The sequence below is a fragment of the Streptococcus sp. 27098_8_51 genome (assembly GCF_041432205.1).
Classification (GTDB): Bacteria; Bacillota; Bacilli; order Lactobacillales; family Streptococcaceae; genus Streptococcus.
The window spans coordinates 118576-143632 of record NZ_JAPVZE010000002.1 but is presented as its reverse complement, the minus strand read 5'-3'; the positions used below and the strand labels follow the sequence as shown (position 1 = coordinate 143632).

The window sequence follows — 25057 nt, the reverse complement described above, 5'->3', positions numbered from 1 at the left end:
CACCATTCAAAATGCCTATTTCTAGCACTGCAAGCGAATCATTCTCTCATTTATTTTATCATATACTAGACATTTCCCACGCATTTTTGTTCCGTCAACGAGGCATAATTTTTCACCTACACAAATGTCCTCGCTTAATAACAAAATCAGCTTGTCTGTTTCGTCATTTTTCACTTCAAAAGCCAGAGCATTTTCCACTTCACGACCATCTGTCTGGTAGACAGAATGAAGGATGATTTCAAAACTCTCATGCGCAATGATGGTATAATCCAGCATCTGATTCTCAAAGAATTGGCGCTTGGTGAGTTTGCTGCTTTTTTCAAGTTCATTGTATTTAGGAGAAATAATGGTAGCTTCTAAATCAAAATCAACTTCACTCCATAGTCTCAACTGATTGATTTTCCCATCTTGATAGGTCACATCCTTGTCAAGAATAAACTGGGTCAACGCCTCATGCTGACCTTGACACCTGATATCATCTACCAAGAGCCAGACATCCTCTGCCAACATGAGGATTTTTCTCCTGTAAAGATAAGGCAAATCAGGATCTACTGACAAATAAGCCCCCTCAATATAATGCACTCCCTCTCTTTCTTTGTGGTGACAAAACAGGGAGTGAGGATAGTATTCATATTCCCAGGATCCCGTAATCCTTTCTGGAGCTTTCCCATCTACCATACAGGTCGAATGACTCCAAGCACTCTTTAAGAGATAACGTTCATCTATCTCCCGATAAGAATAACGCCCAGCATCTATGAAAATCGGTTGACCTTGATACTGTAAGCAAAAACTATTCTCGTCACTATGGCTATGGGCACTTCCCATCGGGCCGTTTTTGAAAAATAGATAACGATGTTCATCCTTAATGCAGACATGTCCAGAGTCTTCAAAGATCATGGACTTAGGCTGCCAAGCTCTCTTTTCAAATTCCTGCAGTCGCTTGACCTTTTCTCGCCCTAGGAACAAGAGGCTAAGCAAATCAACCTTAACATCCAGACCGTTAAGAAGATCTTCCTTGTTCAAAACCACAGCAGACAGGCTCAAAATCTCTGTCGTTTCTGTAGAATCGCTATCACCAAAAGCCAGAGTCCGTCCATCCAGGCCTGTCATCATCTGAATGTAAGTCGCCATCTTTTCCAGCAACTCTTGAAAGCTATCTTGCAAGTCTGGAAGCAAGAGACACAAGTCTAGCAAGGCTTTATAAACCTCTACATGATATAGAATCGACTGTTCAAACTGGCTTCCATCCTCTAAAATCTGCTTCTCAATTTGCTGTTTCAACTCCTCTGAAGCAAAAAGGTAAACTTCTTCTAAATCCATCTTATCTGAAAAGAAATGATAGATAGCAAGCATAGGAATTGTTTGTAAAATTCCCCAGTTACTAAGGGTGTACTTGGCGCGATAGTGGCTTTTCATAAAGTCAATCTGCTTTTCTAGACTGACCAAAATTTTCTCTAGCTCTTCCTCTTCTAGCAAGTCAAATTTCGAGAAGAGCAAGAGTAGTTTTAACCAAGTAAAGGAACGAATGCCTGTATCCAAGGTTCTAGTCATCAAAGATTGAGGAGAAAACTCTCTCACCTGCTCAATCCAATCAAATAGAAAGAACTTGCACTTTTGAATATAGCCCTTATCTCCCTCTACCAGATACCCTATCATAAACTGCAAGAGATATTCTTGTCGATTGAGCATATAAACCCATTCTGGATCATCTTCAAATACTTGATTCCACACCATCGGCTGGATTTGATAGATTTTTGAACAAGGTTCCATATCCCAAGGACTATCAAACATAAAACGATTGTCCATCAAGCGTTCAAGGGAACGCTTGACCTTCTCATAGTCTTTTGAACAGTGGGACAAGATATAGTCACGACATTGGTCCCCGTCAACTCTTTCAAAAAATTGTCTTCTTTCTTCTTTCATTATCTTTTACCAGAAAAAGAACTACTTAAAAAGCAGTTCTTTTGTCTTTCCCATTACACTTTCCTTTTCTACATAGATGACGACTCCTTTTGCAATCTGCAAAGAGATCAAGTCATCTTTGATAGAAATGATTTTTCCATGAATTCCAGACAACAACAACACTTCATCATCAGATGTTAAAGAAGCTAAATACTCTTGTCGTTGCTCCATCTGTTTGCGAAGCAACTTTTGCTGACGAATAGAATGAAAGCTTGACAGTAAAAGGGGGCTCACTGCCAAGACAATCACTATTCCATAAAACAATGTCGTATCCATTAAGCTAGAATCTTAAGCCAGCTTCCGATAATTCCGATGATAACTGTTAAAATAACGAGTTTATATGTTGTCCATTTCTTTTCTTTGATCAAGTAGTAAACTAAAAGTGTAAATAGGGCTGGTAGAAGAGCCGGAGCAACCTTATCAAGCATTCCCTGAATGCTTACGATACTTTGTTTAGCGTCTGCTTTTACTTCCCCTGCAGCAAAGGTAATCGGCACCATAATCTTAACAGATGTCGCTGCCAAACCAGCAATTACGGTTACACCGATAATATTGGCAATACGAGAAATCGTTGCCATCTGTTCGCTTAGTTTATCAATCACAGTTGTTCCTAGTTTGTATCCATACAGACCAGTTGACAATTTAATAGCTGTCAAAATCGTATTCATCGCAAGGAAGAACAAGATTGGACCGACAACCAAGCCTTCTTGAGCAAACGAAGCTGCGATGGTTGAGAACAATGGAGCTAAACAAAATTGAGAGAGAGAATCCCCAATACCTGCCAATGGTCCCATCAAGGCCATCTTGATGCTACGTGTTTCTTTTGCTGGGCGACCATTTTCCAACATTACAAGGTGCAAGCTGGTAATAAAAGGCAGGAAGTGTGGGTTGGTATTATAGAATTCACAGTTTTCTTCCAAGGCTTGGTAGAAACCTTCCTGATCCGCTCCATAGTGTTTTTTCAAAGCAGGATACATTACATTGGCATATCCCAACCCTTGATAGTTACTATAGTTAAATCCATTTTGTAAAAAGAATGCCCGCAAAGACGTTTTAAGATAATCACGTTTTGTTAATTTGTTAGATCCAGTCATCGTGTGCTTCCTCCTCTACCACATGATTCGCTGTTTTTGGCTTGTTATAAAATTCAATCAAAGCAAAGATAGTACCTACAATTGCAATACCAATTGTTGGGATGTTTAGATAAGCTGCACAAACATATCCCAATAAGACAAACGGAATCAACTCTTTCTTAGCCATCACTGACAAGATCATTGCAAAACCGATAGCTGGGAGCATTTTACCAGCAACTGTCAAACCTGTAAGCAATACCGGTGGAATGTAGTCTACGAGTTTCAACAAGGTATCCATTGAAAGGGCACCCAAGCAACCCAAGGTAAATCCAATAAAGGCAAACAACCAAATTGTTGCATTTAGAGTAAACTTGAATTTCTTCAAATTATGGTTTTTCAAGTGCTTCATCGCCGTTTCAGGTGCTCCAGCACGTACAGTGTAAGCGAAAGTTTGTAAGAATTGAATCGCCACAGCAATCGGAGTAGAGAGGGCAAGAGCCGCTTCTGGACTGACTTTACCAGCACTAGTGATAGCCATCAAGGTACCAAAGATACCAGGTCCGATTGGGTTTGGTGGAACAGTACCTCCAGCACCAACACCGAATCCCATATAAGCCAATTCACCAATAGCTCCCATTGCAAGAGCAGTAGGCAAATCACCTAGAATAATTCCGACACCAAATGACAGAACAATACATCTATTGGTGTAAATTCCTAACAGCATTCCACTAAAACAGAAAGCTGTCCATAATCCAATTAAAATCGCTTGAAATACATTAATCGACATAACGATCTCCTCTTTTAAATATAGTCCAGAATATTGACTTCAACAGCTCCATCGTTTCCTGTTGGAGTTGTTTTCGTATTAAATGTTACTTGATGCGTTTGACTCAATTCCTTAAGAGCTACCTTGTCCTCTTCACCTAGGAAGATAGAGCGTGTCACCTGCTCTTTACCAGGGGCATTGTGAATGTTCCCGATATTGATTTCTTTGATAGGGACACCACCTTCTACCAAGGTTAAAGCATCTTTTACATCCTTCACAACGATAAAAATTGTTTGAGCAGGGTTAGCCTTGTGAATGATATCAATCACCTTTTGTAAAGGGAAGAAACGCATAGCAACTGAGTCTGGCACAACTGTTTTCATCAGAGTTTGTTGCATCTTGTCCGTGCTCACTTCGTCATTGGCGACAATGACCGTATTACAACCTAAGTATTTTACCCAAAGTTGTCCTTGCCCGTGAATCAACCGTTCATCGATACGGGTCATAATAATATTTGGCGTTGTCATATTTCTCCTCCTACCAATATAGGTTCCAGTCTTTGTAGAAACGGATAAGCGCTTCTAGGTAATAGTAGTCACCCCAGATATTGCCTTCATCCACTCCTTTACCTGAATGCCATGAGTACACACCGTGGAGGAGACTTGTCCCACCAGGGGTAAATTGATCATTTGCATAATGTTCGATCAAGGAACGAAGCATGGCATGCATAGCATGTTTATAAATATCTTTGTCAGCATCCACCTCTGGGAGATGTTTTAACATTTCATGAATCCCACAGACGGCGATAGCTGTTGCTGAAGAATCTCGTGATTGATCACTACCATCATTAAAAATCAAATCCCAATAAGAAACATGATCTTTTGGCAGACGATTCAAGAAATAATTGGTTACACCCTTAAACAAGTCAAAGCAGGACTCGTCTTTCAGATAACGATAAGTCAAAGGAATACCATAGACTCCCCATGATTGACCACGTGCCCAGCATGAATCATCACTATACCCTTGTCTCGTTACACCTTTAAGGGGTTGACCTGTCTCAGGATCAAAATAGAAGGTGTGGAAGGACGAAGCGTCATCACGGATTACATTATTAGCTGAAGCATAGAAATGACTTTCTGCAATATCGTAGTATTTTTGATTGCCTGTTTCTTGATAAGCAAAGAACAAGAGTTGAATATTGAGCAAGCAGTCGATAATCAAACGGTAATGTTCTTTTTTGCCCAAGTCTCCCCAAGCCTGAATGAAGCCACCTTTTTCTTGATAGCGTTCAATCAACTTATTTGCAGCTTTCAAGGCTGCTTCTCTAGCCTCTCCATCTCCATCTCCATTTATCTTATATTCAGCCATACAAGACGGTGTGTACAAGAAACCGAGATCATGGTGATCCAACTCTACTCTCTTATTGACACGCTCCAGAAAAGAAAGAACATTTTTATGTGCCATGTTTTTAAATGCATCCTGTTGACTGTATTCATAAGCCAACCACAGTTCTCCCGTCCAGAAACCATTGGTCCATTCTGTGTTATCCATAATTGGATAGACATTATCAAAGGTAGCTGGTGTGGGGAAATCTTCCTTGAAATAGTCAAGGTTGAGTTCTAACTGCCTAATAACCTTTTCAATTGCCTGACCGACTTCTTCTTTCGTCAGAAGTGGTACTTCTAAGAAGCGCTCAGGCGATTTTATTTCTTCAATCGTAATCTTTTTTATCATTCTTTAATCCTTTAAATACCTGATTCGAAATCTTCTTCCTCTGCCTCTACATCAGTTGAAAACAATTCTTTACCATTTACGACTCCACTTTGGGCCGCTGCCACTGCTTTATCAGCAACTTCATCAAATCCATGGGCCATTCTAGCAAAGACTGCTTCCATTAACATGGCCAAGTTCAAACCTGAGAGAACATTCATTGTTTTGGTTGGATTTTCTACCATTATAGTAGAAGAAACCTTAAATGGTGTCCCTCCCAAGAGATCACTTAGGATTAAAACTTTTTCTTCATTTGAAATTGCAAGTAAGATTTTTTGCTTGAGTTCATCTGCTGACATTCCTTCCACAAAGTCAATCGCCTCCACATTTTCTTGATCGCCTGCAATCAATTGTAAAGAACTATAAATCCCTGTGGCAAAATGTCCATGCCCTACAAGTACAATTTTCATCTTTTCTCCTTCCTTGTTTGAGTTTACCGGTTTACTTTACATTTCCCATTGTAAACCTTTATTTTTATCTTGTCAATAGTTTTTTTAAAAAAATATTAGCGCTTTCATTGTTTATTTAACCATTATAATAGACAGAAATTTCAAAATCTTCCGTTTTTTAGGAAAACAAAGATTTTAAGAAATATAAACATTTAATTATTGACAAAACCGGTTTACTAGAATATAATTTGGTTATAGAGAAGTCTTAACAAATTTGAAAGGAAGTATCAAATGACAAATACATCATTCTCAATTGAGCAGTTTTCTTTAAAAGGAAAAATTGCTCTCATTACAGGCGCTTCTTATGGAATTGGATTTGCGATTGCCAAGTCCTATGCAGAAGCGGGTGCTACTATCGTCTTTAACGATATCAATCAAGACCTGGTCAATAAAGGGATTGAAGCTTATCGTGAAGTTGGCATAGAAGCCTATGGGTATGTCTGTGACGTGACAGACGAGAACGGTATCCAAGCCATGGTCAAGCAAATCGAACAAGAGGTTGGTGTCATTGACATCCTCGTTAATAATGCTGGTATTATCCGCCGAGTTCCAATGTGCGAAATGAGCGCCGCTGATTTCCGTAAGGTCATCGATATTGACTTAAACGCACCATTTATCGTTTCAAAGGCAGTTATTCCTTCTATGATAAAGAAAGGGCATGGAAAGATTATCAATATTTGTTCGATGATGAGCGAACTGGGACGTGAAACAGTTAGCGCTTATGCTGCCGCTAAAGGGGGCTTGAAAATGTTGACCCGCAACATTGCGTCTGAATACGGTGGAGCCAATATCCAATGTAACGGAATTGGACCGGGTTATATTGCCACTCCTCAAACAGCACCTCTTCGTGAGTTACAAGAAGATGGTTCTCGCCACCCATTTGACCAGTTCATCATTGCAAAAACACCTGCTGCACGTTGGGGGAATCCTGAAGATTTGATGGGCCCTGCTGTCTTTCTCGCTAGTGATGCCAGCAATTTTGTCAATGGCCACATCCTATATGTAGATGGCGGTATCTTAGCCTACATCGGAAAACAACCTGAGTAACAATAGAAAGAAGATCTTATGAAAATCGCATTAATCAATGAAAATAGTCAAGCTAGCAAGAATCACATTATTTACGATAGTCTGAAAGAAGCAACAGATAAAAAAGGCTACCAATTATTTAACTATGGTATGCGTGGAGAAGAAGGTGAAAATCCATTAACATACGTACAAAACGGACTAATGGCTGCTATCCTTTTAAATACAAAAGCAGTCGACTTTGTTGTTACCGGCTGTGGTACAGGTGTAGGGGCTATGCTTGCTTTGAACAGCTTCCCTGGTGTTGTCTGTGGTCTAGCAGTGGACCCAACTGACGCTTACCTTTATTCTCAAATCAATGGTGGTAACGCCTTGTCTATCCCTTATGCCAAAGGATTTGGCTGGGGGGCAGAACTGACCCTCAAATTGATGTTTGAACGCTTATTTGCTGAAGAAATGGGCGGTGGCTACCCAAGAGAACGTGTAATCCCTGAACAACGCAACGCTCGTATCTTAAACGAGGTGAAACAAATCACCCACAATGATTTGATAACCATCCTTAAAACAATCGACCAAGACTTCCTCAAAGACACCATCTCTGGCAAATACTTCCAAGAATACTTCTTTGAAAACTGCCAAGATGATGAAGTCGCTGCTTATTTGAAAGAAGTATTAGCCAAGTAAAGCTATTCTAAACCAGAAAGGAACTAATGGATGACGAAAATCTTACTGTTTGGCGAACCATTAATTCGAATCTCACCATTAGATGCCACCAGTATCGGCGATCATGTTGCCAGTTCGACTTATTTTGGCGGATCAGAAATTAATATCGCTTGTAATTTGCAAGCCCTGGGTATCTCAACGAAAGTCTTTACCGCACTCCCTGCCAACGAGATTGGAGATCGTTTTATTACATTCTTGAAACAGCACCAAATCGATACCAGTTCAATCTATCGGCTTGGCGATCGAATCGGCCTCTACTATTTGGAGAACGGCTTTGGTTGTCGTCAAAGTGAAGTTTTCTACGATCGTAAGCATACGAGCATCAGTCAGATTCGGCCAAACATGCTAGATATGGATTCTCTCTTTCAGGGGATTAGCCATTTTCATTTTAGTGGAATCACCGTAGCTATCGGTCAAGAGGTTCGTACGCTCCTTCTCCTACTCTTGGAAGAAGCCAAGCGCCGAGGGATTATCGTTTCAATGGATCTCAATCTGAGAACAAAGATGATTTCAGTCCTAGAAGCCAAGTATGAATTTTCTAAGTTTGCTCGTTTCGCTGATTATTGCTTTGGTATTGATCCTCTCATGATTGATGACCAAAATCTAGAGATGTTCCCAAGAGACAGAGCTAGCCTAAAAGAGGTGGAAAATCGCATGCAACTTTTAAAAAAAACCTATGGTTTCAAGGCCATTTTCCATACCCTCCGCTCTAGTGATGAGCAAGACAAAAATGTCTATCAAGCCTATGCTCTGGGAGAACGATTTGAAGAGTCTGTCCAACTAAAAACTGCAGTCTATCAACGAGTTGGTAGCGGGGATGCCTTTATCTCTGGTGCCCTTTACCAACTACTCCATCATTCCTCCCTAAAAACTAGCATTGACTTTGCAGTTGCCAGTGCCACTCTCAAATGTACTCTTCCAGGAGACCATCTCTCCACTCCCGCAGCTAGTATTGAAAAATTACTGGAAAATGCACAAGATATCATTCGTTAGGAGAATTACATGACCAAATCAGATACGATTATTGAACTAAAAAAACAAAAAATTGTCGCTGTCATTCGAGGAAATACAAAGGAAGAAGGACTACAAGCTTCGATTGCTTGTATCAAGGGCGGTATCAAAGCTATTGAAATTGCCTATACCAATCAGTATGCAGGGCAAATCATCAAGGAACTTGTAGACTTGTATCAGGACGATCAGAGTGTTTGTATCGGTGCAGGTACTGTGCTTGATGCCGTAACTGCTAGAGATGCCATTCTAGCCGGAGCAAATTACGTTGTTTCTCCATCTTTCCATGCTGAAACTGCAAAAATGTGCAATCTTTACAGCACACCGTACATTCCAGGCTGTATTACCCTCACAGAGATAACGACTGCACTTGAAGCCGGTAGTGAAATCATCAAACTCTTCCCAGGTAGTGCTCTCAGTCCATCATATATCTCTGCAGTCAAGGCGCCAATCCCACAAGTTTCCGTAATGGTAACCGGAGGAGTCGGCCTAAATAACATTCCTCAATGGTTCGCTGCTGGTGCAGACGCCGTTGGAATTGGTGGCGAACTCAATAAACTCGCTTCCCAAGGCGACTTTGACCGCATCAGCGAGATTGCCAAACAGTATGTTACACTCAGATAAAATGAAGTGAAAAAGGATAAGTGTTAACTTATCCTTTTTTAAAAGAAAAATCCGAAGATGTTTGACCTTCTTCGGATTTTTTCTATTTTCCACAGTTTCATGTGATTCATCTAGATGATGAACAAATCAGTTGTTCTTTCCTCTGCGGAACAGATAAACCGCCCCAAGTAGCAATAGCCCTAGACTTGCCAAGATTGACTGACCTTCTCCTGTATGAGGGAGATTCTTTTGATCCGAATGGTTCTTTTCTTCTTCAGATTTTTCCTTTTCTTTTGAATCCTGAGTTTGTGGCTGAGCTGCTTTTTCTAACTTTTTAAAGACTTCCTGATCTGGCGCTGATTCCTGGGTTTCAGGATTGTAGTAGGCAACCTTATAGTCATCCCCTTCTTTTCGAATAGTATAGACTCCACGTTTCAAGACTTGGAATTGGTTGGAAATAGTAGAGACAGAATCATCATATTTCACAATGCCCCAAACTCCTTGTTTGGCATCATAAACAGACTGAAGGGTCTCATTGTTATCGATGAGGCTACTTTCTAACTCTTTTACCATTTGATTGAAGGTGGCACGATCCACGTTAGGGATGAGCATATAGCCATAAGAATCTCCATTTTGCTTATGAGCCTGACTAATCGTAAGAAATTCATTTTCGACTTCCTTGTCTGACTGTCCTTCATTGATATCCTTCCAAGATCCCTTTTGGACAGCCTTACTCATACTGATTGAACTCTTCTTAAAGAAAAAGTAACCAATATTCTTTTTCGAATTGGACGATTCTAAAAAGACACTTTGGGTTTCAGGATAATCCTTTTCTTGTTCTGGGAGGGAGGCTTCTTTATCATTGACATAGACTTTATATGGATCACTTGATTCCAGTTTTCTCTGGTCAATTGTAGTTGCAGCAGTATCTGTTGAAGTGTTCTGGATATTGCTTCCTAAAAAGGCAATCTTATCCTTCAGCATAAACCAGCTCTTATGAGCAGTCAATGTTTGATTCCAGTTAGTGAAATCCATGGTTGCTGTCGCATTGGCCTCATCTAGTTTGCTCGTTCCAACGAAAGCAGACGGTAGAACTTTACCTGTATCACTATCCAATCTCTTAGCATCCGTCTCTGTCGTACCAGGCATCTTATAGGGATTAACTGTTGGCCAGTAGCCATCGCTATAGTGACTCAAATCACCATTATAGAGATAGAACATCCCATCACTTGTATACCAACCACGTTTGTTTTCCTTGTTCATGTGTTCGTAATTCAAGGTACGACTGGAAAAGAGTGATAAGCCAAATCCAAACCCTTTCTCTGCATTGTACATAGCTGTTTTATCCATCTTGTTAAAGGCAGATAGGTAACTTGTTCTTGGAGTACTTGCGACTCCAGCATCGCTTAACAAGGATTGCATCAAACTGATATCCTTATAAGTCTTCAAATTCTTAAAGACATCATAATAACTATCTGATTGAACAATGGTCTTCACAAGACTCTGCAACCGTTGTTTGGTTTCTCCTTCAGACATATCCGCTATCCGGTGAATCCCTCTTAGTACTTCTACTGCGGCCACATGCCCCTCGCTATTTGCACGACTGATAGAGCGGCCACGACTCATATCCATCAGCTCTCCATTCACTAGCAAAGGAGCAAACGATTTATCAATCCAGTGGTACATGGTTTGCATTTTATCTTTATCGATTGGGCTCTTGGTCTTTTGAATAACTGGCAACAGTTGAGACAGGCCATCAATCAAGACATTTCCATAAGCACCCGTATAGGCAACATTGGTGTGGTCGATATAAGATCCATCCTGATAAAAACCTTCGCCTTGGTCTACCAACTTAAACACTTGCTCAATCGAACGAATGGTAGAAGAAATTTCTTGGTCATCCTTGCGCAGTAAACCAGCTATTACTTTTACCCTTCCCATATCCACTAAGTTTCCACCTAGGGCCTTAAATGGGTTATCAGTCGTCTTTCGGAAATGTTCGGGATCTGGCACAAATTTTTCAATCACATCTGTATATTTTTTTATTTCCTCATCTGAGAAGTATTCTTTCATCAGAGACAAGGTATTGTTGATGGCACGAGGTGTACCGATTTCATAATCCCACCAGTTCCCAACAATGCTCTTTTCACTATTGTAGACATGTTTATTCATCCATTCCATGGAATCCCTAACTGTTCGAATGACGGTTTCATCTTGATAATAACGAGAAGAAGGATTGGTCACTTGCTTGGCCATCTCCTCTAATTTCCGATAAGTGGCAGTCAGATTCGCAGACGTTTTATAATTTGAAAATTTTTCCCACAAATAGGTGCGGTCCGCCTGACTTGAAATACTGGATAGGCTATCAGCTACCTTTCCTTCCAGCTCCTGGTTTAACTTGGCCATCTGTTCATTTTTAGAATCATAGTATTGATTCCCAGCGATGATGCCATTCCAGTCATCCAAACGGTCTGTGTATGCATCCTTAACAGAGGCTAGAATCTTCAAAGGAATCTTTTTCACTTCCTTGCCATCTTTACTGATAATGACATTGGTTGTCCCTTCCTTAAGAGGTTCTAAAATTCCATTTTTGACTGAAGCAACGTCAGGATTTTCTACCTTATAAGTATAGTCCGCAAGAGCAAAGACATGTTTTTTCCCAATTGGTAAATCAATCTTTTCCTCAAGCTGTTTATCTGTTTGAGAATCCTCAGAAGGCTGGTCTGCTACCTCTACCAGCTCAATATCCTTAAAGGAAACAGTCCCTGTTCCCGTTTCATAGAATAACTCCAGCTTGATTTTATCAACATCTAAAGTCGGGCTATAGTCTGCTTCAATAGTCTGCCAGTCCTTTGTTCCCGACATTGTTGCAGAATTCCACAATTGCTTGTCCTTACCACTTTCCTCAATGATGCGAACCTTAGCAATCCCCACTTTATTATCTGTTTTAATCTTGAAACGCAGTTTATACTTTTTCTTAGCTTCAATAGGGACTATACGGTGAACTACTGCCCTTAGTTTCTCAGAACTTGAGATAGTGACAGCCCCATCCTTGGCTTCAATGACTCGAGTTGAGGCACCTGAAGAACTATTCTTCTGGTCTACCCAAGCTGACCACCCCTTAGCTTTGCTTCCTGTCCAAGGACTGCTTCCGTTCTCCGTCTGACTAAAATCACCATTTTCAACTAAATTTTTGGTATCCCTTTGCTGATACTGAACTTCCTTCTGGCTTTGCTGAATGGTATTCGTAGTCGTTTCTTCCGCTCCAACTGTCATATAATGGTTTAATAAAAATCCCGATAAAACAAGTGAAGACAAACTCACAATGAGCTTCTTTGTTTTTGTTTGCATGTGTACACTCCAATAAACATATTGTAAAATCAATAGGAACTAAATCTCAAATTAGAGATTTATAGCAACTGAGTAAACCGGTTTAATTAAATCATATCATTTTTAAAGTTATTTGTAAACGGTTTCTATCATATTGAGGGCTTATTCTTCAACAACTTCTCTCATCCAACTCGACGAAAAAAGTAAAAACTGTTACAATGTAGAAAAAGAAAAGAGGCCCTCATGACCAGTATATATGATTTTTCCGTTTTAAACCAAAATAACCAAGCAACTCCCCTGGAGAGCTATCGTGGCAAGGTTCTCTTGATTGTCAACACTGCTACTGGATGTGGTTTAACGCCCCAGTACCAGGGACTTCAAGAACTCTATGAACGCTATCAAGATCAGGGCTTTGAAATCCTAGATTTCCCTTGCAATCAGTTTATGGGACAAGCACCCGGCAGCGCAGAGGAAATCAATAGCTTCTGCAGCCTACACTATCAGACAACTTTTCCTCGCTTTGCCAAGATCAAGGTCAACGGCAAGGAAGCAGATCCTCTTTATGTTTGGCTAAAAGACCAGAAAACTGGCCCGCTAGGAAAACGAATCGAATGGAATTTTGCTAAGTTTCTCATTGGTCGAGATGGGCAAGTCCTTGAGCGCTTCTCTTCCAAAACAGACCCCCAAACCATCCAAGAGTCTCTCCAGAAAATACTCTAATTTCTTTTCAAAACGTATCCTTTTATTTAGTTTGAGCCCTGAAAGGATGCGTTTTTTCTTTAAAAAGTAACGGATTTTCTTTAATTTATATTTATTTTTTTGCTTTTTGCTATTGCAATTCTTTCATTAATTTAGTATATTTGTTATATTAAAAACTTTTAGTCATTTTAAGGGAGAAATGGCCTATTAAATTTTTTTATCTTAAAATGAAAGCGCTTTATAAACAGGAGGTAAGGTGGCTTACAAATTATCAGAGAGTTTTTTCATTAAATCAAGTTGTAACCAAGTCAGACTTGGGCTTGGGCAGTAGCTGACTGCCTTTCTAAAAACTAGGAGTATATTATGAATCGATACCTTTTTGAAAAAGGGCAAACATTTAGCATTCGGAAGTTGACTGTAGGTGTGGCATCTGTTATCGTGGGACTGGCATTTTTTGCTTCTGGGACCGTACGTGCAGACGAAACGTCTCCTGCCACGACATCCAATTTAGATCAGCAAATGAAACAAGTCGCAGATATAGAAGAGACCAAGGCTGAACCAGTCAAAGAAGAAGGTCGTGTAGAAGCTGAAAAACAAGAAACACCTGCTGCCGATACCAACAGTGCTGACTTGCTCCCTGAAGACATTCAGGACCGTGCCTATCCCGACACACCTGTCAAAGAACTCGATACGACTACTATCGTTGACCAGAAAGCTAGTCCAAAAGTAGAAACTAAGAGCATTCTAAAGGACAAGGAAGAAGCTCCAAAAGAAACTGAGAACGGAAACCGGGCTATTATTAACGGTGGTCAAGACCTCAAACATATCAACTACGAGGGACAACCTGCAACTGCTGCTACTATGGTTTACAGCACATACAATGCAGGGGAACAACGCTACCTCGTTTCAGGCTCAGGTATCTTCGTAGCACCTAACCTGATCCTTACCGTTGCTCATAACTTCCTAGAAGCCAATAAAGAAACTAGCGAAGGTCACATTCGTGGTGGAAAATCTGCCCAGTTTTACTATAACGTTGGTTCAAACAGCGAAAAGAAAAACTCACTGCCATCTTCTGGGACTACGGTTTTATTCAGAGAAAAAGACATACATTTCTGGAACAAGAAAGAGTTTGGAAAAGGCTATAAGAATGACCTTGCTCTTGTAGAAGCTCCTATTCCTCTTCCGATTGCTAGTCCAAACAAAGCAGCAACCTTTGCGCCTTTAGCGGAGCACAAAACACATCAGCCGGGAGAAGCCATCAGTACGATTGGCTACCCAACTGACTCAAGCTCAAAAGAACTGAAACAACCTATCCTAGCTGGTCAGCTTTACAAGGCAGATGGGACCATCCGATCTGTTGAGTCCTATGATGATAAGGGAACGACTGGTATCACCTACAAAACCACTTCTGTATCTGGTTTGTCTGGTGGCGGGATTGTCGATAGCCAAGGAAAAGTTCTGGGGGTTCACCAACACGGAACCGTTGACAATGGTGTCGCTGAAAAGGATCGCTTTGGTGGCGGACTCGTCCTTTCACCTGAACAGCTGAAATGGGTCAAGGACATGATTGCCAAATATGGTGTGAAAGGCTGGTACCAAGGAGATAACGGAAATCGTTACTACTTTACTGATGAGGGCCGTATGCTTCGGAATGAAACAGCTGTTATCGGAAGCAACGAATATTCCTTCAACCAAGATGGGATTGCTACCTTGACCAAGGGAGTTGAATACGGTCGTGTGGTTATCCAACACGAAGACGAAGAAGGAAATCTTGTCAAAGATAATGACACCTTTATCGAACAGACAGCTGTTGATTCGCCATTTGACTATAATTTCAAAAAAGAAATCGAGAAAACGGACTTCTATCAGAAGAATAAAGACAAATACGAAATTGTATCCATTGATGGCGTAGCAGTCAATAAACAACTAAAGGATACTTGGTCTGAAAATCACAATGTTGTCAGCAAAGCGCCTGCCGGTACACGTGTCATCAAGGTGGTCTATAAAGTTAACAAAGGCTCTTTCAAAGTTTACTACCGTCAAAAAGGAACCACTACTGAACTAGCGGAAGCGACAGTTGATAACAATGACGGTCAAGAGTATGACGTTTCCTTTGTCAACACCTTCCATGCAAAAGACATTGCTGGCTACCGTCCAGTAAAAGCTAGCTTGGAAGCAAGGATCCAACATAAAGGTGTGAATGAAGTCGTCTTTGAATACGAGCCAGTCGCTGATACGGCTAATCCAACGACTCCGACTCCACCAGTCGCTCATCCAGAAGATAAAGAAACTGAGATTGGCAATCATGGACCTCTTCCAAGCAAGGCTCAACTCGATTACCACAAGGAAGAATTGGCAGCTTTCATCCACTACGGAATGAACACCTATACCAATTCTGAATGGGGAAATGGGAAAGAAGACCCTCGATACTTCAATCCAACAAACTTGGATACTGACCAGTGGATTCGCACTCTGAAGGAAACGGGCTTCAAACGAACTATTATGGTTGTTAAACACCACGACGGATTCGTTGCTTACCCATCTAAGTACACCAACCATACCGTAGCTGCTAGCCCATGGAAAGATGGAAAGGGTGACCTTCTCGAAGAAGTTTCCAAGTCTGCTAGCAAGTACGACATGAACATGGGTGTTTACCTATCCCCATGGGATGCCAACCATCCTAAATACCATGTCGCAACCGAAAAAGAATACAACCAATACTATCTCAACCAACTGAAAGAAATCCTTGGTAATCCAAAATACGGAAATAAAGGGAAATTCATCGAAGTTTGGATGGACGGTGCGCGTGGTAGCGGTGCCCAAAAAGTAACCTATACCTTTGATGAATGGTTCAAATACATCAAAGAAGCCGAAGGAGATATTGCTATCTTCTCTGCTCAACCGACAAGCGTTCGCTGGATCGGAAATGAACGAGGTATAGCAGGCGACCCTGTATGGCATAAAGTCAAGAGAGCTAACATCACAGACGATGTGAAAAACGAATACCTCAACCATGGTGACCCAGATGGTGATATGTACTCTGTAGGGGAAGCTGACGTTTCGATCCGTTCAGGCTGGTTCTACCATGACAATCAACAGCCGAAATCACTCAAAGAGTTGATGGATATCTACTTCAAGTCCGTTGGTCGTGGAACCCCGCTCCTTCTCAATATTCCACCAAATAAAGAAGGGAAATTCGCAGATGCAGATGTGGCTCGCTTGAAGGAATTCAAGGCAACCCTAGATCAAATGTATGCGACTGACTTTGCCAAAGGTGCCACCGTAACAGCAAGTTCGACTCGTCAAAACCACCTTTACAAGGAAAGCCACCTCACAGACGGTAAAGATGACACCAGCTGGGCGCTCTCAAATGATGCCACAACCGGTAGCTTTACAGTCGATTTGGGGCAAAAGAGACGCTTTGACGTCGTTGAACTCAAGGAAGATATTGCCAAAGGTCAACGTATCTCAGGTTTCAAGATTGAAGTTGAAATCAACGGACGTTGGGTGACTTACGGCGAAGGTTCGACCGTTGGTTACCGTCGCTTGGTTCAAGGCAAGCCTGTAGAGGCACAAAAAATTCGTGTAACCATCACTGGTGCTCAAGCAACTCCAATCTTGACCAACTTCTCAGTCTACAAGACACCAAGCAGCATTGAAAAGACAGATGGCTACCCTCTTGGACTGGAATACCACTCAAACACAACGGCAGATACAGCCGGAACAACTTGGTACAATGAATCTGAAGGTGTTCGTGGCACTTCTATGTGGACCAATCAAAAAGATGCCAAAGTAAGCTATACCTTCACAGGAACCAAGGCCTATGTCGTCTCTACAGTCGATCCTGGTCATGGAGAAATGTCCGTCTACGTTGATGGTCAAAAGGTTGCCGATGTGCAAACTAAGAATGCTAGCCGTAAACGCAGCCAAAAAGTCTTTGAGACAGGCGATTTAGCACCAGGCCAACACACTATTACTCTTGTAAACAAAACAGGCGAACCAATTGCTACAGAAGGAATCTACACCCTAAACAATGATAGCAAAGGAATGTTTGAACTCGAGTCTACCAACTACGAAGTCGAAAAAGGAAAACCAGTCACTGTTAAGATTAAACGTGTTGGTGGAAGCAAGGGGGCTGCTACTGTTCGCTTCATCACAGAACCTGGAACTGGGGTTCACGGTAAAGTTTACCAAGATACAACTCAAGATGTGACCTTTAAAGATGGAGAAACAGAAAAGACTGTTACCATCCCAACGATTGACTTTACAGAACAAGCCGACTCTGTCTTTGACTTCAAAGCCAAGCTCACTTCTGTTTCTGATGGTGCCTTGCTCGGTTTTGCTACCGATGCAACCATCCAAGTGATGAAAGCTGAATTGCTGATCAAGGATCAAACAAGTTATGATGACCAAGCTAGTCAGTTGGATTACAGTCCTGGCTGGCACCATGAAACCAATTCGGCAGACAAGTACCAAAAGACTGAGTCTTGGGCTTCCTTTGGTCGCTTAACTGATGAGCAAAAGAAAAAGACAACTGTCACAGCCTACTTCTACGGTACTGGACTTGATATCAAGGGCTATGTCGATCCAAATCATGGTATCTACAAAGTCTTCCTAGATGGCAAAGAAGTTCCTTACCAAGAGGGCATGGGAAATGCGTCAACTATTGAGGGCAAGAAATACTTTAGCGGTCATGCAGCCCAACGCCAAGGCAATCAAACGCTGGTTAGCCTAAAAGGTCTGGACGAAAACTTGCACGCAGTCACCCTTCAACTCGATCCTGATCGAAACGATTTGTCTCGAAATATCGGTATTCAGGTAGACCAATTTATCACTCGTGGCGAAGGCAGCGAACTCTACAGCAAGGCAGATATCATCCAGTCTATCTCTAAATGGAAGGATGATCTGTCAAACTTTGATCCAGCAGGTTTGAAAAATACAGCTACTGCACGTCAAGCTTTCCAAGCAAATCTAGAAAAATTGAGAAACCAACTCAGTGCTGATGCAGTGGATGTTCAAGAAGTCATGTTGACTGTCAGCGCCTTACAAGATATCCTGTCCAAGGACGAGAACTATCAAAGAGGGCAAGAGGAACCTAGTCCAGATCAACCTGAACAGCCTGAAGAACCTTCTAAACCTGATCAACCAGCTGAGCCAAAACAACCGGAAATTGAGTATGATAAGGCTATGGACAGCTTGACAAAAGCTATCGAGAAAAAAGTCGCTGAGCTTGGATCCAACAAGGAAGCTAAGAAGAAATTATTAGAAATTGCTGACCAAGCCATTGCTGCAATCCAAGAAGCTAAAACTCAGGAAGCAGTCAATCAAGCACTAGAAACCGCTCTCGAACAAATCAACAAACTCGAAGCGGCTCAGCCTGAGAAACCTGCTCAACCTGAGAAACCAGCTCAGCCTGAAAAACCAACTCAACCGGAAACTCCGGCTCAGCCTGAAAAGCCAGCGCAACCGGAAAAACCAACTCAACCTGAGAATCCAGTTCAACCTGAAAAACCTGCTCAACCGGAAACTCCGGCTCAGCCTGAAAAGCCAGTTCAGCCTGAAAAACCAACTCAACCGGAAACTCCGGCTCAGCCTGAAAAACCAACTCAACCGGAAACTCCGGCTCAGCCTAAAAAACCAACTCAACCGGAAACTCCGGCTCAGCCTGAAAAACCAACTCAACCGGAAACTCCAGCGCAACCGGAAACCCCAGCGCAACCGGAAAAGCCAGTTCAGCCTGAAAATCCGACTCAACCGGAAAAACCAGCGCAACCGGAAACTCCGGCTCAACCGGAAAAACCAATTACTTCTTCAAGTCCTGAGGAAGGGGTTAAAGACCTTGTCTTTACACTTCCAAGCTTAGAAATCGTCAATAAGGTCGTACCGTTCAAGACGATTCGTCGCGAAAACCCACAATTAGACAAAGGAAAAGAGCAAGTTCTATCAGAAGGGAAAGACGGTCTCTTAGTCGAGTATGTTGAAGTGGACGGTGACAATCGCAAGGTTCTCCAAACAGAAGCAACTCCAGCTCAAGATCGAGTGATTGAGGTAGGTAGCAAACAAAGCTCAGTTGGAACAGAAGCGCCACCAGTTGTGACTCTTCCTGAGTATGTTCTACCAAGAGAGACTGAAAAACCTGCGCCAGCCGTAACAGATAATTCATCATCAAAAGATGAAAAAGCTCCTGTTACAGCTACAGTCAAAGAAGACAAGGAAAGACTACTCCCTGCAACTGGGGAACAAGAAGCAAGTGCCTTCCTCTTCTTGGCAGCCATTACTTCTATCTTGTCTCTCCTCATCTTCCAAAAGAATTTCAAAGACTAATAACCCTCTTTGATTGATTCTTTCTAATTATTCAGTTCCCCCGTTGAGAAGACCGTTTGGTCTTCTCTTTTTCTATCTGTAAAATTAAAAAACATCCACAAATGTACATGGATGTTTTGGTATGACTCTATAAAGTAAGATGATCATTGAGAATAGCTGTTCTCAAATCCAACCACGTTTTCAAGTAAACGTTCATCCAAAAAAGAGAGTCCCCCTTGTCTTATCTCATCAGAACTACCATCATAAGTTCTGCAAGAACTCCACAGATAAAAGATGGTGTTTCGAATTCCTATACCATGAGATTTTCTGACGCTCACAAGCCATCTTTCCTAAATCAAACTTTCCTCTTCCACACCTAGATCTACTGACTACTATTTTTGACTCCAGCGTATGCATAGGTTCGATTTCTGGGACACTCTTTTTCCGTCACCACCCTAAAATAAAAGCGATGCTCCCGCCCATCCTTGGCATTTTCCTTGTTTAAGACAAAGTAGTTCTTCTGATTCATAGCCATGGTGCGTAGGATATCATCGATCAAAAAAGTCAAGGGAACATTCATAGCAGAGTATTTTTGAAAATCCTCTTCAAAGCGGATATAACTATCTGAAAAATAATCCATCTGCAGTTTGTTTTCATACAAGTCTTTTCTAGTCATACACTCCCTCCTCCCACAGTCGAATTTCGAGGACATCTACTACCTCTACCAGCCTATAGCCCTCATTGGTCCTAATAGATAGAGTTTGAGGTGATAATTCGCTTACCTCACCAATGATCGTGGTTTTATGCCTTCTTTCCTTGACCACAAAGCATCCCTTCAGTTGCCCTACATAAAGCTGCGAAAGCAAGAGTAGCTTCTCAACGGAATTCAAACTCGTCGAAAAAGCAACCCGATTTCTTTCTTCACTGAGTGAACTAGTATGCTCTGAGAGGAAAAAGCCCATCCACTTCTGCATCCCTGGATCTTGATAGTCACGCGCAGATTGAAAGGGTAAATAAGAACGATCAATCATTTTAGTCCATCTAATCCTCCAGCAGAATGCCCCCCAATCAGCTTGCTTCTGGCAAGACTCCTAGAGGCTTCTTCCAGTGCATTGGCCTTTAAGAGGGAGGTAAAACCAAATTGTTCCCGAATGGCATCAATAGCCGTCTGGAGCCTTTCTTCTTTTTCTAACTTGTCAACATCATCAAAGAGGGAGATCAAGCCAAAGGACTCGTCCACAAATCCTGAATAGTTGACTCCGACACTTCTGATCGCTCCAGAAGTGTATTTATTATGAAATAGCTTCAAAACATAATCCGTTAAGATAGCTGTATTATTGGTCGGTTCGACCTTCATTTGTGTGTGAATAGACGACCTGACCTCCAGTTTAGAGAAACCAACATAGAGAGAGACAAGGGTTGTTTTCTTGCCCGCCCTTCTCAGTCTAATAGCCACCTGCTCCGCCATTTCTCGGAGAATAATTTCGATATCCCGTAGCTTCACGTAGTCTCTCGGCAAGATTTGAGAATTTCCTAACCCTTGAGACTTGGCTTTATAGGGCTTATGAACATTGCTCTCATCAATCCCGTTAGCATGAAACCACAAACGCAGGCCAGCCTGACCAAGTGTTTTCTGTAGCTGGTCTGGATTACTGGTGGCCAATTCTCTGATGGAAAAAATCCCCAGAGCATGCAAGCGTTTCTCCATCCGCCTGCCAATCCCCCAAAAGTCCGTCATCTTGGGAATGGCCCAAACCTTCTCTTCCACATCCTGGTAAGACCAGTTGGCCCTCATGGTCGGAGTGTGCTTGGCCTCATTATCCAGAGCCAACTTGGCCAGTAAGGGGTTGGCATTGGACATACCCACTGTAGAGTAGATCCCTGTCTGCCTCCAAATATCCCTCTGGATGCGAGCAGAAAGCATATCTAGCTTGTCTTTGCGAGAGATACTCTTGTCTGGGATGAAATAGTTGAGCGAACTAGTCAGATCGATAAAGCCCTCATCGATAGAGTAGGGATAAATATCATCTGGACTACCATAGTTTTGAAAGATTCGCTGGATTTCCATATTGACCGCTATGTATTCATCCATCCTAGGTGGCACAACCAAAGTCACTTGAGCCCAATCTTCGATGTAGCGAACATAGTCTAAGTCAGTAGGCAAGCCTTGCTTTCGAGCATTGTAATAGGAAAATTTGCGCGTTTTGATATCAAAAGGCAGATCATAGGCCCGGCCAACATTGGACTTGCCAAAAATCTTCTTAAACATGGGAGAGGAAGCTAAGATAAGGCCAGTAGAATTATCCGCGCGACTCATGACACAAAGCGAGGTCTTCAGCGGATGCAAGCCCCGTTTCACACACTCAACGCTGGCATAAAAAGATTTCATATCGACAAAGGCAATATCACTTTTGGGCTCTCTGGAATAATCAAAGTAGCCCATAGGCTAACCCTCCATCGGCACAAAATTCCCAACGATAATCCCCACAATCCGAGGATCTTCCTCATAGGAGATGAAAATGTCCTTATATTTAGGATTGATCGATACCAGACGCAGGCCATCTTCCTCCCGATAGACCCGTTTAATATAGGTCTGGTTGTTACAAACTACTGCATAAACTGCCCCATCATAGTCAAATCCTGTTTCCCGAATCAGAGCCACTGAACCATTTTGATATTTAGGTTCCATAGAGTCCCCAGATACCCAAGATGCAAAATCATGGGCCAACTCCTCGTTAAAGTAGACCGTATCAAAATTCTGGTCACCGTAGACCGAAGCCCCAATCCCTGCTGACATGCGTTCATAGACACGGTACTCGTAGAGGCGCTCTGGCATGGTCGTCACCTTCTGTGTTTGTTCCTCTTGAGCCAGGTTGCGAGCATAGAGCACAACCTTGTCCTTCCCTTGCTTGGAGAGGCTATTGTAGAGACGAACAATCTCGATCTGAGTAAAATAGCCTTTTGCCACCTTTAAAATATTCTCTAGCTGAGCAACCTTCTCCTTGGATGGTTCCTTAATTCCACGTTCCCAAGCCGAGTAAGCCTGAAAACTAATCCCTAATTCCTCTGCAATTTCCTTCTGTGTCAATTTTAACTCTTTTCTCCGAGCTTTGAGTTTTTCTGGTTGGTACATGATTCACCCCCTAGTGTGATGTTTTATTGAGAATATCTCTCTTAGAAAAACAAATCGACGGTTGAGCTTACATCTCTAAAACTCAACCAATTTGGTTTAGTTTTATTATATAAAAAAAGTGGACGATTGTCCACTGGGAAAATCAAATTTTAACAGACACAACTGGAAATTATGAACAAAAAACTGACCTAGACCTAGCAACTCCTACTCTAATTTTTGCAACAGCTTTACAACTTGACGATTTTCAATCTTCACATAGTATACACCACTATCACTGACAAGTTTATCCTCTTTATACTTAGCAATTTTGACAGCATAAAGACCGCGTGGTAGGGGTTGGTTGGCAAAAAATTCCTTCATGAGCGCTTCAAGCTCTTTTAGATAGTCATCATACAAGAGATCTCTTTTTTCTTTTGGAACGAAATACTGAAATTCAAATGTTGGTATAAAAATCTCTTTTTGGAACAGATATTGAGCATCCATTGGATACATTCCTTGCAGAGCTTGGCCCTTGCTTTGATTTTCCTCTAATATTTCATTATAAAGATAGATATTATCAGATTGGTTATTAAATTCAAAACCAATACCTTGATACTTCAAATCAGGAAGTTGAGGATCTTTGATTGAACTGTCCAGTGTTTTTAAAAACTCGCTGGTTCCTGGACTAACTTCAATCCCTAAATAGGCTAATTCTGGGAAAACATCATAAATTTTTTTATCATTTTTGTGATCAACCTCTGCATCTGTCTTTCCATATGTTTCACTTTTCGAAAAGCGAGTATAGTATTTAAATCGAGTTTTAACCTGATAGGTTTTTCCAGCTATATTTTCACTATAGGTACCATGGATTATAAATCCTCCCACACTTGTATAGTTTTTCTCGTATTTTTCTAACTCAAACTGTCCTGTAAGACCGTAATTTTGATAAGAACGATGCACAGCTTGCTCAATCTCAGTTCGACTTGCATGGGCAAACAGCCCCCACATATCCATTAGAGAAAAAATCGGACTGAACACTGTGAAGATTACCATTGGGATCACTATGGATAAGCAACCTATTAATAGCCAATTTCTTTTCTTGGCGTTTCCTTCAGATTTTTTAGCAGTTTTCTGTTTCCTTTTTAAGATTAGAATGAGCAAAACCAAAAGCACTAATACTAATAAAACCAAGCTACAATCTCCTTTTACTTTGGACAGTTGTTAACAGGTAGATAGGAGACTGACAGAAATACTCGTCTCACCTGCTAACTTATCCTGAAATCCATAAACTCGTCTGAAACGAGGAGCAACCCTTGTCTCATTATACCACATGGGCGATACCGTGAGAAGATGAGAGAAGCAAAAGAAAACCACCTGAATTTGTTTCAGGTGGTTAGCTTCATGAGACTAGAAATAGTATCTATAGACCTTTATCTCTTTTTAGACTTCTTGACGTATTCCTTGTACATTTTTGACTTCTTTCCATACCACTCTTCGATGCTATAGCCATACTCTTCACGGTATTTCTCTTGGTTTTTATTAACTTCATTAAGATTAAATAGTGAAGAGAATGTTGATTTACTCAATGATATTAAGATAATAATGAGAAAGATTGGAGCGATGGGTGATATAGCCAAAAGTAAATGAGCAAGTAAATTTTTAAACCCTGAAATAAGAATACCAGCAATAAAATTTATAAACCATAAAGCCAAGATAACATTTGTATATTTCTTTATTTTCTCCTTGTCAATATCAAAAACTCTAGTATATGACTTTGTTATGAGACTATAAATAATATAGACAACTGCTACGGAATAAGCTAGCCAATAAATAATCCGAATGATTAAAAAAGGAACAAAGAATTGCAAGCCTAAAAATAGTCCAAAAATGCTTAAATGAATAAGAGTGAATAAGACGAGTAAATTGAGTATATAAGCATAAATTCTATTTCTTTTTGAAATGATATACATAATCATATACATCGCCCAATAAACAAAAAATGAAATACCAAAAACTTTTTCTGGGATGATTAGTTGATACTCTAATTCAGTAAGCGGCTGCAAAAAAGTTATACTATTCTTACTCATATATATTCCTGAACTAATCGCAAGATGAGGTGCAAGTATACATAAACCAAGAAATAATGGCATTACGAAAATCATTACTAATATATTCCATCCTCGCGTTGTTTCTAGTGCTTCATTAATATCTTTTTGCTTTTCTTCCATTTATTTTC

20 protein-coding genes are annotated in these 25057 nt (G+C 41.2%); 6 read left to right on the top strand and 14 right to left on the bottom strand.

Features of this window, described 5'->3' with window-relative positions; all coding sequences use genetic code 11:
• Window positions 1-21 precede the first annotated feature (21 nt).
• The 7 genes from O3622_RS02745 to O3622_RS02715 are packed head-to-tail and all read right to left on the bottom strand — an operon-like array spanning window position 22 to window position 5981.
• Window positions 22-1923 (bottom strand): alginate lyase family protein, encoded by a 1902-nt coding sequence (locus O3622_RS02745; protein WP_000657072.1) that lies wholly within the window; start codon window positions 1921-1923, stop codon window positions 22-24.
• 21 nt (window positions 1924-1944) lie between these two features.
• On the bottom strand, window positions 1945-2238 hold the full coding sequence (yajC, locus tag O3622_RS02740) for a preprotein translocase subunit YajC (protein WP_000381735.1): 294 nt from the start codon (window positions 2236-2238) through the stop codon (window positions 1945-1947).
• Window positions 2238-3056, bottom strand: a complete 819-nt coding sequence (locus O3622_RS02735) for a PTS system mannose/fructose/sorbose family transporter subunit IID (protein WP_000148024.1) — start codon at window positions 3054-3056, stop codon at window positions 2238-2240. Before O3622_RS02735 ends, yajC begins: the two co-directional genes overlap by 1 nt.
• The gene (locus O3622_RS02730) at window positions 3043-3822 is read right to left on the bottom strand and encodes a PTS mannose/fructose/sorbose/N-acetylgalactosamine transporter subunit IIC (RefSeq protein WP_000026611.1); all 780 of its coding nucleotides are present in this window, start codon (window positions 3820-3822) and stop codon (window positions 3043-3045) included. The genes O3622_RS02735 and O3622_RS02730 overlap by 14 nt, the downstream gene beginning before the upstream one ends.
• 14 nt (window positions 3823-3836) lie before the next feature.
• The gene (locus tag O3622_RS02725) at window positions 3837-4328 is read right to left on the bottom strand and encodes a PTS system mannose/fructose/N-acetylgalactosamine-transporter subunit IIB (protein ID WP_000211086.1); all 492 of its coding nucleotides are present in this window, start codon (window positions 4326-4328) and stop codon (window positions 3837-3839) included.
• 10 nt (window positions 4329-4338) lie between these two features.
• The gene (locus O3622_RS02720) at window positions 4339-5535 is read right to left on the bottom strand and encodes a glycoside hydrolase family 88 protein (RefSeq protein ID WP_000592046.1); all 1197 of its coding nucleotides are present in this window, start codon (window positions 5533-5535) and stop codon (window positions 4339-4341) included.
• 11 nt (window positions 5536-5546) lie between these two features.
• On the bottom strand, window positions 5547-5981 hold the full coding sequence (locus tag O3622_RS02715; RefSeq protein ID WP_084944045.1) for a PTS sugar transporter subunit IIA: 435 nt from the start codon (window positions 5979-5981) through the stop codon (window positions 5547-5549).
• A 270-nt stretch (window positions 5982-6251) separates the two neighbouring features.
• Here O3622_RS02715 and O3622_RS02710 point away from each other — a divergent pair, with 270 nt between their 5' ends.
• The 4 genes from O3622_RS02710 to O3622_RS02695 are packed head-to-tail and all read left to right on the top strand — an operon-like array spanning window position 6252 to window position 9398.
• Window positions 6252-7067 carry a gluconate 5-dehydrogenase gene (locus O3622_RS02710; protein WP_033585818.1) on the top strand — a complete coding sequence of 272 codons (816 nt, stop codon included), beginning with the start codon at window positions 6252-6254 and terminating at the stop codon, window positions 7065-7067.
• A gap of 18 nt (window positions 7068-7085) precedes the next feature.
• Window positions 7086-7727 (top strand): RpiB/LacA/LacB family sugar-phosphate isomerase, encoded by a 642-nt coding sequence (locus O3622_RS02705; RefSeq protein ID WP_000684780.1) that lies wholly within the window; start codon window positions 7086-7088, stop codon window positions 7725-7727.
• A gap of 30 nt (window positions 7728-7757) precedes the next feature.
• Window positions 7758-8759 carry a sugar kinase gene (locus O3622_RS02700; protein WP_000161467.1) on the top strand — a complete coding sequence of 334 codons (1002 nt, stop codon included), beginning with the start codon at window positions 7758-7760 and terminating at the stop codon, window positions 8757-8759.
• Between the two features lie 9 nt (window positions 8760-8768).
• Complete coding sequence (locus tag O3622_RS02695; protein ID WP_084944047.1) at window positions 8769-9398, top strand: bifunctional 4-hydroxy-2-oxoglutarate aldolase/2-dehydro-3-deoxy-phosphogluconate aldolase; 630 nt, start codon at window positions 8769-8771, stop codon at window positions 9396-9398.
• Window positions 9399-9524: 126 nt separating this feature from the next.
• Here the strand turns inward: O3622_RS02695 and O3622_RS02690 are convergent, their stop codons facing one another.
• A complete protein-coding gene (locus O3622_RS02690) occupies window positions 9525-12728 on the bottom strand; it encodes an LPXTG-anchored hyaluronate lyase (RefSeq protein ID WP_185755875.1) in 3204 nt (1067 codons plus the stop codon).
• Between the two features lie 222 nt (window positions 12729-12950).
• On the opposite strand from O3622_RS02690, the gene O3622_RS02685 reads away from it, so the two are divergent.
• Both O3622_RS02685 and O3622_RS02680 read left to right on the top strand, forming a co-directional pair.
• Window positions 12951-13427: a glutathione peroxidase gene (locus tag O3622_RS02685; protein WP_371606985.1), complete on the top strand. Its 477-nt coding sequence runs from the start codon at window positions 12951-12953 to the stop codon at window positions 13425-13427.
• Window positions 13428-13769: 342 nt separating this feature from the next.
• On the top strand, window positions 13770-19730 hold the full coding sequence (locus O3622_RS02680; RefSeq protein ID WP_371606984.1) for an alpha-L-fucosidase: 5961 nt from the start codon (window positions 13770-13772) through the stop codon (window positions 19728-19730).
• A 361-nt stretch (window positions 19731-20091) separates the two neighbouring features.
• On the opposite strand, the gene O3622_RS02675 is transcribed toward O3622_RS02680, so the two are convergent.
• The 6 genes from O3622_RS02675 to O3622_RS02650 all read right to left on the bottom strand — a co-directional run bounded on the left by O3622_RS02675 (window position 20092) and on the right by O3622_RS02650 (window position 25049).
• The gene (locus O3622_RS02675) at window positions 20092-20385 is read right to left on the bottom strand and encodes a DUF5960 family protein (protein ID WP_251464328.1); all 294 of its coding nucleotides are present in this window, start codon (window positions 20383-20385) and stop codon (window positions 20092-20094) included.
• Window positions 20378-20740 carry a hypothetical protein gene (locus O3622_RS02670; RefSeq protein ID WP_042902009.1) on the bottom strand — a complete coding sequence of 121 codons (363 nt, stop codon included), beginning with the start codon at window positions 20738-20740 and terminating at the stop codon, window positions 20378-20380. Before O3622_RS02670 ends, O3622_RS02675 begins: the two co-directional genes overlap by 8 nt.
• Entirely contained in the window at window positions 20737-22152 is a 1416-nt protein-coding gene (locus tag O3622_RS02665; RefSeq protein WP_000540275.1) for a Y-family DNA polymerase, read from the bottom strand. The genes O3622_RS02670 and O3622_RS02665 overlap by 4 nt, the downstream gene beginning before the upstream one ends.
• A gap of 3 nt (window positions 22153-22155) precedes the next feature.
• Window positions 22156-22842, bottom strand: a complete 687-nt coding sequence (locus O3622_RS02660; protein WP_084936754.1) for an XRE family transcriptional regulator — start codon at window positions 22840-22842, stop codon at window positions 22156-22158.
• A gap of 204 nt (window positions 22843-23046) precedes the next feature.
• Window positions 23047-24012: a hypothetical protein gene (locus tag O3622_RS02655; protein WP_371606983.1), complete on the bottom strand. Its 966-nt coding sequence runs from the start codon at window positions 24010-24012 to the stop codon at window positions 23047-23049.
• A 239-nt stretch (window positions 24013-24251) separates the two neighbouring features.
• Window positions 24252-25049 (bottom strand): hypothetical protein, encoded by a 798-nt coding sequence (locus O3622_RS02650; protein ID WP_070657071.1) that lies wholly within the window; start codon window positions 25047-25049, stop codon window positions 24252-24254.
• Between the last annotated feature and the right edge of the window lie 8 nt (window positions 25050-25057).

What these genes read in the sequence shown, in the direction of transcription:
- O3622_RS02745 (WP_000657072.1), bottom strand. Translation starts at nt 1,923, where the DNA reads ATGAAAGAAGAAAGAAGACAATTTTTTGAAAGAGTTGACGGGGACCAA.
- yajC (WP_000381735.1), bottom strand. Translation starts at nt 2,238, where the DNA reads ATGGATACGACATTGTTTTATGGAATAGTGATTGTCTTGGCAGTGAGC.
- O3622_RS02735 (WP_000148024.1), bottom strand. Translation starts at nt 3,056, where the DNA reads ATGACTGGATCTAACAAATTAACAAAACGTGATTATCTTAAAACGTCT.
- O3622_RS02730 (WP_000026611.1), bottom strand. Translation starts at nt 3,822, where the DNA reads ATGTCGATTAATGTATTTCAAGCGATTTTAATTGGATTATGGACAGCT.
- O3622_RS02725 (WP_000211086.1), bottom strand. Translation starts at nt 4,328, where the DNA reads ATGACAACGCCAAATATTATTATGACCCGTATCGATGAACGGTTGATT.
- O3622_RS02720 (WP_000592046.1), bottom strand. Translation starts at nt 5,535, where the DNA reads ATGATAAAAAAGATTACGATTGAAGAAATAAAATCGCCTGAGCGCTTC.
- O3622_RS02715 (WP_084944045.1), bottom strand. Translation starts at nt 5,981, where the DNA reads ATGAAAATTGTACTTGTAGGGCATGGACATTTTGCCACAGGGATTTAT.
- O3622_RS02710 (WP_033585818.1), top strand. Translation starts at nt 6,252, where the DNA reads ATGACAAATACATCATTCTCAATTGAGCAGTTTTCTTTAAAAGGAAAA.
- O3622_RS02705 (WP_000684780.1), top strand. Translation starts at nt 7,086, where the DNA reads ATGAAAATCGCATTAATCAATGAAAATAGTCAAGCTAGCAAGAATCAC.
- O3622_RS02700 (WP_000161467.1), top strand. Translation starts at nt 7,758, where the DNA reads ATGACGAAAATCTTACTGTTTGGCGAACCATTAATTCGAATCTCACCA.
- O3622_RS02695 (WP_084944047.1), top strand. Translation starts at nt 8,769, where the DNA reads ATGACCAAATCAGATACGATTATTGAACTAAAAAAACAAAAAATTGTC.
- O3622_RS02690 (WP_185755875.1), bottom strand. Translation starts at nt 12,728, where the DNA reads ATGCAAACAAAAACAAAGAAGCTCATTGTGAGTTTGTCTTCACTTGTT.
- O3622_RS02685 (WP_371606985.1), top strand. Translation starts at nt 12,951, where the DNA reads ATGACCAGTATATATGATTTTTCCGTTTTAAACCAAAATAACCAAGCA.
- O3622_RS02680 (WP_371606984.1), top strand. Translation starts at nt 13,770, where the DNA reads ATGAATCGATACCTTTTTGAAAAAGGGCAAACATTTAGCATTCGGAAG.
- O3622_RS02675 (WP_251464328.1), bottom strand. Translation starts at nt 20,385, where the DNA reads ATGACTAGAAAAGACTTGTATGAAAACAAACTGCAGATGGATTATTTT.
- O3622_RS02670 (WP_042902009.1), bottom strand. Translation starts at nt 20,740, where the DNA reads ATGATTGATCGTTCTTATTTACCCTTTCAATCTGCGCGTGACTATCAA.
- O3622_RS02665 (WP_000540275.1), bottom strand. Translation starts at nt 22,152, where the DNA reads ATGGGCTACTTTGATTATTCCAGAGAGCCCAAAAGTGATATTGCCTTT.
- O3622_RS02660 (WP_084936754.1), bottom strand. Translation starts at nt 22,842, where the DNA reads ATGTACCAACCAGAAAAACTCAAAGCTCGGAGAAAAGAGTTAAAATTG.
- O3622_RS02650 (WP_070657071.1), bottom strand. Translation starts at nt 25,049, where the DNA reads ATGGAAGAAAAGCAAAAAGATATTAATGAAGCACTAGAAACAACGCGA.